This is a genomic window from Archangium sp. (genome assembly GCF_036389735.1).
Taxonomy (GTDB): Bacteria; Myxococcota; Myxococcia; order Myxococcales; family Myxococcaceae; genus Archangium.
Genome location: NZ_DASVWK010001135.1, coordinates 1 through 12,777, shown reverse-complemented (window position 1 = coordinate 12,777; position 12,777 = coordinate 1). Strand labels below are relative to the sequence as shown.

Below are 12,777 nucleotides of genomic sequence, written 5' to 3'. Positions count from 1 at the left end.
CCGAGGCCGTGGTGTGCAAGGCGAGGTTGCCGTCGAGGGGCTCGAGGCCATTGACCGTCGCGCGTCGGGCGTCCACCTTCAGCACGCCGACGGGGGCCAGCAGCGGGCCGGTGAGGTCGGCCGTCAGCGACACCAGCCCGCTGGCCCGGGCGGCGAGGCCGAATTGCGACAGCAGGCCCAGCGGCAGCTCCGTCACGCGGGCCTCCAGCTTGGGCATGGGCGTGTCCATCATCTGGGCCGCGGTGGGCGGGTTGGACAGCAGCCGGCCCAGGGTGAAGGGCGTCTGGAGCGCGGCGTAGGCCTGCTGGCCAATGCCCTGGAGCTCCAGGCGCGCGCTGAGCGAGCCATCCTTCTCGTCGGAGCGGGCGGTGAGCTCGAAGCCGAGCGGCAGGGCCTGAAGCTCCGGAGGAAGCGCGCCGGGGGCGAGCACCACCGGAGGTGGCTGCTGGGGAGGCACGCCCCAGTAGCGCAGCCGCGAGCCCTTCAGCACGAGCTCCAGACGCGGGTCGTTCGCCAGGCCCCGCAGCGTCATGGAGCCAGAGAGGATGCCGGTGGCGGACTCGGGCTGGCCCGCCATGCGCAGCGCGGGGCCGATGTCCACCTGGTCCATCGTCAGCTCCAGGCTCACGGGCTCGCGGCGGCGCAGCATCAGCCCCCGCACCGGCACGTCGAAGGTGGAGGAGACGCGGCCGGCGGGAGCGCTCGCGGCGAAGGTGCCGGTGGCGCGGTCACGCACGTAACGGCCCTTCAGGTCGAAGGCCAGGTCGGCGTACTGCTGGTAGCGCCCGCCGCGCAGGGCGAGGTCCACGGTGGCGTCCGGCCGGGCCATGCGCCCGCTCACCGCCACGGTGCCGTCGAGCTGACCGTCCAGTTGGAGCGACGGGGGCATGAAGGCCTTGGGCAGCTTGCCGAGGTCGAAGGCCCGCAGCTCCGTGGTCGCGTCGAGGCGCTCGCCCACCATCATCAGCGACAGCGCGAGGGCCTGGTTTCCGGAGGACAGGGAGAGGGGCTCCCGGGGCGTGGCCACCACCACGCGGCCATTGCCCCAGCCCAGGTGGGTGGGGCGCTGGAGCGTCCAGCCGGCCTCGGGGTAGCGCAGGGTGAGGGTGTCGAGCCCCAGGCCCTGGCCGTCCTTGTCCACGGTGCCTCGCAGGGAGACGAGCAGGTCCATCGCGCCCCCGGTGGTGACGGTGGCCTCCAGGGCGCGGCCCTGGGTGGCGAGCGAGGCGTTCAGGTCCTCGAAGGTGCGGCCACCGGTGGTGAGCTTCGTGGCCTTGAGCGTGGCGTCCGTGGTGAGGGGCTGGGTGACGTCTGGCACCCGCGCGTCCAGCGTGAGGCCCCGCACCGTCGTGTCCGCCCAGGCGAGCGCGTCGAAGCCGCCCGAGAGGGCCACGGCGGGCGTGCGGGCGGGGCCGGAGACGGTGAAGTCCAGGGCGCCATGGCCCGAGAGGGGCAGGGGCTTGTTGTCCCCCAGCCGGCCCACGGTGTTGGCGAAGGTGTCCAGGTCGGAGGCGACGAGCCGGCCCTCGAGGCGCAGATCCTCCAGGGTACCTCCACCGCTCGCGGTGAGGCTGGCGCCGGGCGCCTGGGCCTGGAACTGGGAGAGAGCGAAGCGGCCATTCTTCGCGCTGCCGTGCAGTTCCACCGGCCCCAGCGTCTGGCCGGCGATGGGCGAGGGGCGCATGGTGAGGTCCACCGTGCCGTCGAGCGTCTCCAGGCTCTTGCCGCCGCCCGTCACCTTCAGGTCCGCGGCGAGCAGGCTGCTCGGCCCGCCCCCCAGCAGCTTCGCCAGGTCCAGGTCGCGCACGCGCGCGGTGAGGCCGTCCGTGCGCAGTTGCACCAGGTCCAGCGAGCCCTGGACCTCGGCGGTGCCGCCCGCGGCCTGCCCGTCCAGATCCACCCGAAGCATGTCCCCCGCCTGGGCCACGGTGCCCGAGAGGCTGACGGGGGCGGCCACGGGGTAGGAGGGCAGGAAGGCGCGTGCCGTCTCCGGGGTGAGGGTGAGTTGCTTCACCTCGGCGTGGGCCTGCTTCTCGCCCTCCAGCCCGCCGCTGGCCACCAGGGCGAGCCCCGGGGCGGAGAAGTCCACGTCCGCGTTCAGCTTGCCCTCCTCGCCCTGACCCTTGAGGGACAGGCGCACCGGGCCCGCCACGGGACGGGCGAGGCTGGCGGTGGCGTCGAGCTTCGCGTCGAGCGCCTCGGTGGCCGCGGCCCATGAGGCCTGTCCGGTGGCATCGAGGTCATCCAGGCGCAGCTCGCGCGTGCCCTCCGGGGACTCCGCCGTGTAGTCGACGGAGCCGTCCTCGAGCTGGAAGTCCCTGAGGGAGAAGCGCAGGGTGCCGCGCTGCTCGCTGGGCGGCTCCTCGGGCCTGGTCTCCCGGGGGGCGATGGCGCGCGAGAGGTTGAGGCCGCGCTCGTCCTGGTGGAGGTAGAGGTGGGGCTGCTCCACGCGCGCCGAGCTCACGACGACGTGCTTGCGCGCCAGCGACAGGAGCGCCAGGTGGGCCTCCACCCGCTCCACCTCCGCCACCAGCTCCCCCTCGGGGTCATACAGCTTCAGGCCGGTGAGGACGAGGGAGCGCGGACCGAGGTCGAGCCCGGCCACCTCCAGGCGCCCGGAGAGCTGTTTGTTGGCCTGCTCGACGACCAGCGCCCGGACACGTTCCTCCCCGGCGGGCCCCGTCAGGTAGAGGAGCGCTCCGGTCACCAGCACCAGCACGAGCCCGAGGATGCCGAGGAGGATCCACAAGAGCCGTCGTTTGCCTCTGCTCAAAACGCCTCTCCAATCGACAAGAAGAAGGTGCAGAGACCTTCTGGGGCCCCCGCGTATTCCTTTTCTCGGGGAACGAGGGCTTCGGTGCCATCCGGGCGGGTGATGCGGTCCTGTTTCACTCCCAGTCCAAAACAGTCTCCCACCCCGCCCAGGGTGGTGGACCGACCGGAAGCAGGGTCGAAGATGGGCAGGGGCTTGCCAATGTTCAACCGTCGGGCCAGATCCAACCGCACGGGCCCGACAATGGTGAGGTAGCGCACGCCCAGGCCCACCGCCTGGTAGTGGTAGTCACCAAAGACGCGGCCGCTCTCCTTGCGGACGTCGTCCTGGTGGGGCCCGAAGTTGAGCGGCCCGGCGCCGACGAGGCCGGTGTCGTGGAAGGCGGCGAGGGACAGCTGCCCGAAGAGCTTGTAGCGCAGCTCCACGGACGTCTCGATGAGGCTGTTGCCGCCAACGGGGACGACCCGCTCCGAGGGCTCCTGCGCGCTCGGGTTGCTGATGTTCATGGGAGACAGTCGCCGGCTGTTGAAGCCGCGCATGGAGGCGCCGCCGCCCGCGAAGAAGCGGTTGACGATGGCGCTCTCCTCCCGGATGCGCTCGCCTGTCTCGTTGGTGGTGACGGGGGTGAGGAGGGTGCCCAACCGGAGCCGCGCCGCGACGGTGAATCGCTCGGTTTCACCGAACGTGTAGTAGCCGCGCACGTCCGGTAGCACGCGCAGGAAGGTGAAGTCCCCCTGGAGCGGTCCGCCTCCCTCCTGGAGCGACAGCGCGGTGTAGTAGCCCTCTTTGGGCGCGATGGGGTCGTCGCGGCGGTCCCACTCCGCGGTCTGCTCCAGGTAGCTCACCGAGATGAGACAGGTGTCCTGTTGGCTCTCGCCCGCCGGGCAGCCCAGCACGAGCGTTGGGATGGTGGTCTGGTCCTGGAGTCCCCGCTGGCCCTGGAGCCGGTAGAGCTCCAGGTTGTAGGAGGGGAAGAAGGAGAAGTCCGGATGGGGCTGCCAGATGACGCCGCCCCGCAGGCGCCCGCCGATGAAGTTGTACGCCTGCTCCAGTCCCCGCTCCGCGGTGAGGGTCGTCTGCAACCGCAGATCTCGCGCGAGGAAGCGGGGCTGCTCGAACTGGACGGAGAGCTCGCCGACGAAGCCATGCGGGGTGGAGAGGTTCGGCTCGTCTGCCTCGCCGTCCCCATTGGTGTCGACCGTGTCGAAGGCGGCGGTGATGTTGGGGATGAAGGCGTAGCCCACCCGGCCGCCCACGGTGAGCCGGCGCAGGCCGCCGAAGAAGTTGCGGTTCGTCCACTCGCCCAGCACGCGCACCTCCTGCCGGGCCGCGTCCACCCCCAGGCCTCCACCCAGGCGGATGGAGCGGAAGGGGGCTTCGCGCACGTCCACCACCACCGGCACCGTGCGGTTCTCCCGGTCCGGCGCGGCGCGGTTGACCTTCACCGCGCCGAAGACGCCCATGCGGAAGACGCGCGCCTGCGCCTCGGACAGCGCCGTCTCGCTGTACCACTCCCCCTTGCGCACCGCGCCCTGCGCCTGCTCGATGATGCGCTGGGGTTTCACCTGCGGCTTGGGGTCCGTGACGATGAAGATGTTGCCAAAGCGGTAGCGCACCCCCGGCGTCACCTGGAGGTCCACCTGGGCTCCTCGCGTGGCCACGTCCACGCGCACCTCGCCGCCCACCTCCGCCTCGGCGTAGCCCAGCTCGCGCAGGCGCTGGCGCACCAGCTCCTTCGTCGCCTCCCAGTCCTCCTCGCGGAACACCTGCCCCTGGACCAGCGGCAGCTCCGCCAGCGCCCTGGCGCGGTGCTCCGCCGTCAGCTCCTCCAGCCCCGCCACCTCGAGCGCGGAGATCTGGGTGGGCTCCCCCTCGCGCACCCGCACCTCCAGCGCCACCGCGTCGTCACCCTTGGGCTTCACGTTCTCGGAGAGAACCTCGGCCTGGTAGAAGCCCTGCGACTGGTAGTAGCGCTCGATGCGCCGCAGGTCCGCCTGCCACGCGTTGGGGTCGAAGTAGCTCGGCGGGACGAAGGGGTTGAAGGGCTCCCACCAGGGTGTCTTGCTGGTGACGATCTTCTCCTTGATGTCGGAGGCGCTCACCTGGTCGGTGCCCTCGATGTCGAGGTCGACCACCTTGGGTTGGTCCGGCTGGGGCGCGGAGCCCGAGGCGGTGGCACACCCGGCGGCGAGGGTGAGCAGGAGGAGGACGGGGAGGATCTGGCGGCGGTGCGAGGCGGCGTCCACGGCGGGTACATAGCCTGGAAGTCACCCGGTTGACTCGCTCCGTGCGCGGGTTCTCCTCCAGCGGACAGTCGGCGCGCCGCGGGAAGGAGGGGGCGTGCATCCCGTGCCTGCCTGCTCCAGAGTGACGCCACCTATGGCATGGCGAATCAGAGGACTCCTGGGCGCGGTGGCACTGGCGGTGCTCACCTCGTGCGGAGTGAGCGAGGATGAAGCGGTGCGGCTGAAGGAAGGCGAGATACTGGGGGAGCCCGAGCTGGAGCTCCAGTACTGCTCCACGCTGGGCTGTCCCTACGAGGGACAGGCCTGCCTGGAGGTGTTCTTCGAATACGGCCGCTCGCCCGCGCTGTGCCTCTTCCTCGACGTGTGCGAGAAGCTCGAGTGCGAGAAGGAAGGCGGGCGCTGCGCCATCTTCGACGGCTTCCCCGGCCAGGTGAAGTGCATCCGGGACTAGCGTCGTAAGAGGGGACGGCTTGAAGCTGCCCGTAGCCGTAGCGCTGCCCGGCGCCGGGCCCCCCAAGGTGGGCGGCCCGGGCCGGGGGGGTGGACTTCAGCGGCGCGCCGAGGCGGTGAGCAGGCCGAGCCGCTCGGCCGCCTTGCGCGTCTCGTCGATGGAGAGGAGGTCCTCCACGTTCTGGGCGATGCGGTAGGCCCAGTTGGCGTCGCCCATGGTGCCCGGCAGGTTGATGCGGTCGCGCGTGCCGAGCACGTCCTGCCAGGGCAGCACGCACAGGTCGCTGCCCGCGTTGAGCGCGGAGGCCAGCATGGCCCGGTGGATTTCCGGGGAGAACTCACGCGTCACCCCGAGGCCCTGGAACTCGGGGTAGACGCGGGCGATGCCCAGGCGCTCCTCCTCGGTGGCCGCCTCCCACCACTCGGCCACGGGCTCGGTGTCGTGGGTGCCGGTGGTGACGAGCGACACGGGCGGGAAGGCATGCGGGTCGCGGTAGACGTTGTCGTCGCGCTCCCAGCGCATCACCCGGTAGCCCGGCAGGCCCAGGTTCTTGAGGATGGTGCGCACGAAGGGAGGAATCACGCCCAGGTCCTCGGCGACGATGCCCGCGTTCTGCGACAGCAGGCGGAAGTGCCGCTCGCCGTGACGCTTCCAGGTCTCCTCGTTGTCGGGGATGAAGCGGCCGGTGGGCGTCTTCTCGTCGCGAATCCACTGGCGGAAGTAGCCCACCGCGTGGTCCACCCGGCGCAGGTCATAGTAGCTGGCCGCCTTGGTGGCGCGGGACTTGAGCCAGCGGTAGTCGTCCTTCTCCATCTGCTCGAAGTCGAAGTAGGGCAGGCCCCAGTCCTGGCCCGTGGCGGAGAAGGCATCCGGGGGCACGCCCAGGCGGGCGTCGCGGCGCAGCACGTCCCGGTGCGCCCACACGTCCGCGCTGTCCTGGCCGATGATGAAGGGCTCATCGCCACACAGGAGGATGCCGCGCGTCTTGGCCCGCGCGCGCACCGCGTTCCACTGCACCTCGGCCGCCCACTGGAGCCAGGCGTGGTAGCGCACCTCGCGCTCCAGGCGCGCCATCTCGGCGCCCAGGGCCTCCGGGTTCCGGTCGCGCAGCGGCTCCGGCCACTCCCACCACGGCGCCTGGTTTCGCTCGTGGGAGATGGCGGTGTAGAGCGCGTAGCTCTCCAGCCACTCGCCCTGCTCCTGGCGCCATGCCAGGAAGTCCTGGGCGCGCGGGCCGTGGGGCCACTCGGTGCGCTCGAAGTGCTCGAAGCAGCGCCGGAAGGCGGCGCCCTTGAGCCGGAAGACGAGGTCATAGCGGACGCGGGGCGCGGCGCGCGCCTCGGCCAGCATGCGCTTCTCCTCGTCCGAGAGCGCCGCCTCGCCGCCGGTGGCGTGGAACTCGGGCAGCATCTCCAGGTTGATGAAGAGCGTGTTGAGGCCGAAGGCCGAGCGCGTGGAGTAGGGACTGGGGTCGCCGGGGGCCGTGGGCAGCAGCGGCAGCAGCATCAGCAGGCGCTGGCGCGCGGCCTCCATCCAGTGGAAGAGGCCGTCGAGCCCGCCGAAGTCGCCGATACCGAAATCGGTCCTCGAGCGGAGGGAGAAGAGCGGAAGCAGGAGACCGGAGAGCCGGCCGGTGGAAGCCATGGTGCGCGCACAATGCACCACGCGCTTGCCGCTGTGAACTGTCCTGGCGGACGGACGGGCCGCCCCGGGCTCGCCTGCTTTCTGGGGGTCACTTCGGGCCCCTGGCTCCGAGCCGGCTGTTGTCGGAGGAACGCTCCAGCGCCATGGGTTGACGCTCCGTGCGTCTGCCCGCCTCCTTCTATGCGCGCCCCGCGCTCACCGTTGCCCGAGAGCTGTTGGGTGCCCGACTCGTCCTCGACGAGGGGGGCTGGCGCAGGGTGGGCCGCATCGTGGAGACGGAGGCCTACGTGGGCGAGCACGACCTGGCGTGCCATGCCGCCAAGGGGCGCACCTCCCGCACCGAGGTGCTCTTCGGGCCGCCGGGACGGGCCTATGTCTACCTCATCTACGGCATGTATCACTGTTTCAACACAGTGACGGATGCGGAGGGGGTGGCCTCGGCGGTGCTGGTGCGGGCGGTGGAGCCGGTGGAGGGGCTGGGGCCGCGGGTGCGGACGGATGGGCCGGGGCGGCTGTGCCGGGCCCTGGGGCTGACGTTGGCCCACAACCGCTGGGATTTGCAGAGCGCCCAGCTCCACATTGAAGCGGGCCCGCCGGTGCCCGAGGCCCAGGTGGAGCGCGGCCCCCGCATCGGGGTGGACTACGCCGGGGAATGGGCCCTGGCGCCCTACCGGCTGTGGCTCCGGGGCAGTCAACACGTGAGCCGTCCACCGGGACGACGGCGCCGCGAGCGCCCTTGACGGGGGGCGGGGTGGGCTGGGAGGGTGCGCCCCCAATGTCCGACGAGGCCGTCAAGGAAGAGGACCGGCAGCTCGTGGCGCAGGCCCAGGCCGGCGACATCGGCGCCTTCGAGGCGCTGGTGGAGGCCCACCGGGACAAGGTGTACGGGCTGGCGCTGCGGATGACCCGCTCCGAGGCGGATGCCGCGGAAATCACCCAGGACACCTTCCTGTCCGCCTACCAACACCTCAAGGGCTTTCGCGGGGATGCGGCCTTCGGCTCCTGGGTGCACCGGATCGCCGCCAACAACGCGCTGATGCGGCTGAGGCACCGCCGGGTGGTGCAGGCGGCCGAGGCGGAGCTCCAGGGCCCGGAGTTCACCGAGCGGGGCAGCCTGGCCGAGTACCCCCCCCAGGATTGGAGCCGGGACGCCGAGGGGCGCATCCTCGACGCCGAGCTGGGGCAGGCCATCCAACAGGCGACCGATCGCCTGCCAGAGGGGTACCGGGAAGTCTTTCTCTTGAAAGACGTGGAGGGGCTCAGTTACGAACAGATTGCAGAGGTGACGGGGGATTCCATTCCCGCCATCAAGAGTCGGCTGCACCGAGCCCGGCTCGCCCTACGCGAAGCCATCGATCGGTTCTACAATCAGGGCAGTACGGGCGGGTGAAACCCATCAGGGGGCTGGGCATCTCGTGAGTAACGAGGCAGGCCGCGGCCGAGGTCCGGATGTACACGTGTAAAGACGCCATCAACCTCCTGCTGGACTTCCTTGACGGTGAGATACCGCCCGAGGAAGCACAACACCTGCGCGAGCACCTGTCTGGCTGCGCGCCGTGCATTGATTTCCTGCGCACCTACAAGGCCACCCCAGGTCTCTGCCGACGGGCACTGGCCCAACAGATGCCGCAGGAAGTGTCGGCGAAGCTGACGGATTACCTGCGCGCCCGAATCAAGTCCGCCTCGTGAAATTCAACCTGAAGTCCCTGTCGTTGCCGGAGTTGCAGCAGGCACTGTCGTCGGCCGAGCCCTCGCCCACCGCGGTGCGCAAGGTGTTCGCCGCCGTGTTCGCCCATGGGGCCTCCTCGCTGGAGGAGGTGTGCCGGGCGCCCCAGGTGCCGCGTCGCGTCGCGGAGGTGCTGCGCGAGCAGTCGGAGCTGACGCGGCTGGAGGTGGTGGAACGCCGCCGGGCCGACGACGGCTTCATGAAGTACCTCTTCGCCTCGCCGCTGGGCGGCCGGGTGGAGGCGGTGCGCATCCCCATCTTCGACCACAAGTACGTGGTGTGCGTCTCCAGCCAGGTGGGGTGCGCGCTGGCCTGTGACTTCTGCATGACGGGCAAGCTGGGCTTCCAGCGCAACCTGCGCACCTGGGAGATATTGGACCAGGTGATGCAGATCCGCGCCGAGGCGGACCGGCCGGTGCGCGGCGTGGTTTTCATGGGGATGGGCGAGCCGCTGCTCAACTACACGGAGACGCTGCGCGCGGCGCAGATCCTCTCCCACCCGGCGGGCTTCGCCATCGCCGGCCCGTCCATCACCTTCTCCACGGCGGGCATGGTGCCGGCCATCCGGCGCTACGTGCGCGAGGGGCACCCGTACCGGCTGGCCTTCTCGGTGACGAGCGCCATCCCGGAGAAGCGGCTGAAGGTGTTGCCCATCGAGAAGGCCCACCCGCTGCCGGAGCTGGTGGAGGCCATCCGCGAGTACGCCACGGTGCGGCGCGAGCGGGCGATGATCGCCTATGTGGCCATCAGCGGCTTCAACCTGGAGCGCGAGGACGCGGTGGCGCTCAAGGAGGCGTTCGAGGGCATCCCCATCAAGGTGGACCTCATCGACGTGACGGACCCGACGGGAAAGTACCAGCCGCCCTCGCCCGAGGAGCTGAAGGCGTTCCGGGACCACCTGCAGATTCTGGGGGCGCCCATCGCGCGGCGCTATTCGGGGGGCAAGGACATCGGGGCGGCGTGCGGGACGCTGGAAGCTTCACAGTATGGTGGCGTCGTGGTGCCGCCGCCTCCCGTCGCCAGTTAGTCTGGCGGTACATGGTCGAGTACCTCGACAACCTCATCACGCACATCGGACTGCTCGGGCTGCTGGTGCTCGGGCTGGCAGCGGCGTTGGAGTACGTGGTGCCGCCGTTCCCCGGGGACACCATCACCCTGCTGGGCGGGGTGTACGCGGTGCGGGGCGAGCACCCGTGGCCCCTGGTGTTCCTGGTCGTGGTGGTGGGAAGCGTGGTGGGCGCCTTCATCAACTACCAGGTCGGGCGGTGGCTGGTGGGCCGCTTCGAGCGGCGGCCGGGTGAGGCGTTCCTCGGCATCACGCACGCGCGGCTGGAGTCGATGCAGTCGCAGATGCGGCACAAGGGCCCCTGGCTGCTGCTGGCCAACCGTTTCATCCCGGGCGTGCGGGGGCTCATCTTCGTGGCCGCGGGGGCGGCGCACATGCCGCGCAGCAACGCGCTGACGCTCGGGACGCTGTCGGCGATGGCGCACACGGGACTGGTGCTCGCGCTGGGGGCGGCGGTGGGCGGCAACCTGGAGCGGCTGGAGTCGCTCATGTGGCGCTACCAGCGGGCGGTCCTCGGACTGGTGCTGGTGGGCGTGGTGGCGGTGGCGGTGCGGGCCCTGGCGAAGCGCAGGACGCCGGCCCCGGAGCGGTAGGCCACTTCTGGGCAACCAGAAGTGACCTGCACACCCGCGCGGTGATGACCCGGTTCTGGGCAACCAGAAGTGAAGTGCATTCCAGCAGGTGTCGCTCGGTTCTGGGCAACCAGAAGTGACCTGCGGCGGTCGTCCCGCGCCGTGGATGCTGTCCGCGCGTCAGGATGTCTCGTAACCCTGGAGTTAGACGTAAGGGCGCGAAATGACGGGCCTCGCCCATGGCCCGCGGCTTGCGATGTCCGGGCGGGCCGCACTCCAGCGGCCTCGACTCCTCATAGGGGGGAAGTCCTCATGAACGCGATGAACGCAAGCAACGCCACTTCCGAGCTGACGCTCGAGCAGGTGCGCGAATCGATCCTCGGCTACGTGGCTCAAGGCAATGCCGGCCACTACCACATCGGCAGGCTCTACAATCAGGTGGTCTCCAACAAGCTGGCGGAGAAGGGCGGCTACACGAGCGCGCAGCTGTTCTTCAGCCAGCACGTCAAAGCGCTCTCGCAGGCGACCTTGAGCCTGTACGGCACCGTCTCCCAGGAGTTCTCCGAGCCCCTCTGCGTGGCGTATGGCATGAGCAAGCTGGGCGCCCTGCTCACCTACGAGAAGCTCACCGAGATTCCACTCCCGGAGGGGGACCCGGGCCGCACGTCCATCGAAGTGCCGCGTCAGGACGGCTCCGTGCAGCGGATGCCCTTCGCCGATTGCTCCTTGGAGGAGCTGAAGTTGGCCCTCAAGCACAAGCGCGCGACGGCCAAGGTGCCCGTGCCCGCCGGGGAGGCCGCGCGCGTCCAGTTCCTCCGGGACAGCCTGATGAAGCACTTCCAGGAGAACGCGCGCGTGCGCGTCAACGCACGCGTCCACCGCGGCAAGACGCTCTTGAGCGTGCAGGACGTGCCGCTGGCCGATCTGGAGCGCTTCGCCGAGGCCCTCCTGGATGGCATGCAGCCGGTCCGCGCGGTGGGCTGACCGCCGCCGACGTCACCCGAAAGACAGGGCGAGGGGCTTGCCGCCCCCCGTCCCCAGCAGGGGCGTTGAGCGTGTGAGCGGGCCCGCGTTAACTGGCGGCCATGCTCCGTTCCCGTCCCTGGTTCCTCCTCCTCGTGGCCTTCGTGCTCGCTGGCGGCTGCCGGTGTGACGAGCCGGATGTGGGGGGGACACGTGGAGGCTTCCGGCTGGAGGAGAAGGTGCTCGACTTCGGCCGGGTGCTGGAGGGCGACACGGCCCGTCGCTCGGTACAGGTGCTGGGCACGGGCCGCGCCAGCGTGACGGTGTCCGCCTCGGTGCGCAGGGGGCCCTTCTCCGTGGCCGAGCGTGAGGTAGACATCCCCGGCGCCGGCTCGGTCTCACTGGAGGTGCTGTTCCTGGCGGGCAATGGCCCGGCGGAGGGCACGCTGGTGGTGTCCTCGGAGGGCCGCACGGAGGAAGTCCCGTTGAGGGGCGAGGGCGTACGGCCGTTGGCGTGCATTCCCTCGGCGCAGTGCCGCCAGGCTCGTTTCGAGCTGGAGCCGGGCGTGTGCATGGAGACCGTCGCCCCGGACGGGACGGGCTGCATCCCTGGCAGCCGGTGCCAGGAGAATGGGCGCTGCCAGTCCGGGGTGTGCGTGGGCTCGCCGCGCTCGTGCGACGACGGCAACCCGTGCACCCGTGACGCGTGCGCGCCGGAAACGGGCTGCGTAACGTCTCCGGTGTCGTGTCCCGCGTCGGGCAATCCCTGCCGGGTGGGGGTGTGCAAGCGCGAGCAGGGCTGCACCGAGGTGGATGCCGTGGACCTGTCCATCTGCGGCAAGGTGGACTGCGTGTCCGCTCGGCTGTGCTTCTCCGGCACCTGCCGGGAGGTGCCCACTCCCGAGGACTTCCTCTGCGCCCCCTCCACGCCCTGCCAGGGCGAGGGGCACTGTCGCGGTGGCAGGTGCGTGCGCCCGGACGCGGGGGAACTCACCCCGGCTTTCGTCCAGGAGCTCGGCGGCGAGCCGTCCTCCGTGCCCGGCGGGCCGGCGCTGCTCACGCACGGCGGAGCCCTCTTCGCCTCGGTGTGTGGCGGAGATGCGGGCTGCCGGCTGGTGTCCTACACGGGCAACGGCTTCCTGCGCTTCGAGACGCCCTACCCGGATGGCATGGCGCGGACGCTGCTCGCCATCTCGGACGCGGGCGTCGTGGTGCACGAGTCCGGCGCCCTCGAGTCCTACGCGTCCGCGGGAACGGGCACCTCGCTGTGGCGCGTTCCGCTCCCGAGCCTCGAGCCGCCCTCGGAAGGCTTCGAGCCCTCCACTGGAGCGGGGCG

Annotated in this window: 9 protein-coding genes and 2 pseudogenes; 8 read left to right on the top strand and 3 right to left on the bottom strand. The window is 70.7% G+C overall.

The window, feature by feature from the left end; genetic code table 11:
• Window positions 1–2,749, bottom strand: a 2,749-nt coding sequence (locus tag VF794_RS40845; RefSeq protein ID WP_331119330.1) for an AsmA family protein, incomplete at its 3' end; no start/stop codon positions are given.
• 20 nt (window positions 2,750–2,769) lie between these two features.
• The gene (locus VF794_RS40840) at window positions 2,770–5,019 is read right to left on the bottom strand and encodes a BamA/TamA family outer membrane protein (protein WP_331119328.1); all 2,250 of its coding nucleotides are present in this window, start codon (window positions 5,017–5,019) and stop codon (window positions 2,770–2,772) included.
• Window positions 5,020–5,152: 133 nt separating this feature from the next.
• Here VF794_RS40840 and VF794_RS40835 point away from each other — a divergent pair, with 133 nt between their 5' ends.
• On the top strand, window positions 5,153–5,470 hold the full coding sequence (locus VF794_RS40835; protein ID WP_331119326.1) for a hypothetical protein: 318 nt from the start codon (window positions 5,153–5,155) through the stop codon (window positions 5,468–5,470).
• A 96-nt stretch (window positions 5,471–5,566) separates the two neighbouring features.
• Here VF794_RS40835 and VF794_RS40830 read toward each other — a convergent pair.
• A pseudogene (locus VF794_RS40830) lies at window positions 5,567–7,144 on the bottom strand (4-alpha-glucanotransferase); the annotation flags it as partial.
• Window positions 7,145–7,272: 128 nt separating this feature from the next.
• Here VF794_RS40830 and VF794_RS40825 point away from each other — a divergent pair.
• From VF794_RS40825 to VF794_RS40795, 7 genes and pseudogenes are all read left to right on the top strand, one after another.
• Window positions 7,273–7,854, top strand: coding sequence for a DNA-3-methyladenine glycosylase (locus tag VF794_RS40825; RefSeq protein WP_331119324.1), 582 nt, complete (start codon window positions 7,273–7,275; stop codon window positions 7,852–7,854).
• 35 nt (window positions 7,855–7,889) lie between these two features.
• Window positions 7,890–8,504 (top strand): RNA polymerase sigma factor, encoded by a 615-nt coding sequence (locus tag VF794_RS40820; RefSeq protein ID WP_331119322.1) that lies wholly within the window; start codon window positions 7,890–7,892, stop codon window positions 8,502–8,504.
• 59 nt (window positions 8,505–8,563) lie between these two features.
• Entirely contained in the window at window positions 8,564–8,803 is a 240-nt protein-coding gene (locus VF794_RS40815; RefSeq protein ID WP_331119320.1) for an anti-sigma factor, read from the top strand.
• Entirely contained in the window at window positions 8,800–9,867 is a 1,068-nt protein-coding gene (locus tag VF794_RS40810) for a radical SAM protein (protein ID WP_331119319.1), read from the top strand. Before VF794_RS40815 ends, VF794_RS40810 begins: the two co-directional genes overlap by 4 nt.
• Window positions 9,868–9,878: 11 nt before the next feature.
• Entirely contained in the window at window positions 9,879–10,499 is a 621-nt protein-coding gene (locus VF794_RS40805) for a DedA family protein (RefSeq protein WP_331119317.1), read from the top strand.
• Between the two features lie 291 nt (window positions 10,500–10,790).
• Window positions 10,791–11,462 carry a hypothetical protein gene (locus VF794_RS40800; protein WP_331119315.1) on the top strand — a complete coding sequence of 224 codons (672 nt, stop codon included), beginning with the start codon at window positions 10,791–10,793 and terminating at the stop codon, window positions 11,460–11,462.
• A gap of 101 nt (window positions 11,463–11,563) precedes the next feature.
• Window positions 11,564–12,777 (top strand): annotated as a pseudogene (locus VF794_RS40795) (hypothetical protein); the annotation flags it as partial.

Coding starts and splice junctions, on each gene's coding strand:
- VF794_RS40835 (WP_331119326.1), top strand. CDS start 5,153: ATGGCATGGCGAATCAGAGGACTCCTGGGCGCGGTGGCACTGGCGGTG.
- VF794_RS40820 (WP_331119322.1), top strand. CDS start 7,890: ATGTCCGACGAGGCCGTCAAGGAAGAGGACCGGCAGCTCGTGGCGCAG.
- VF794_RS40815 (WP_331119320.1), top strand. CDS start 8,564: ATGTACACGTGTAAAGACGCCATCAACCTCCTGCTGGACTTCCTTGAC.
- VF794_RS40805 (WP_331119317.1), top strand. CDS start 9,879: ATGGTCGAGTACCTCGACAACCTCATCACGCACATCGGACTGCTCGGG.
- VF794_RS40800 (WP_331119315.1), top strand. CDS start 10,791: ATGAACGCGATGAACGCAAGCAACGCCACTTCCGAGCTGACGCTCGAG.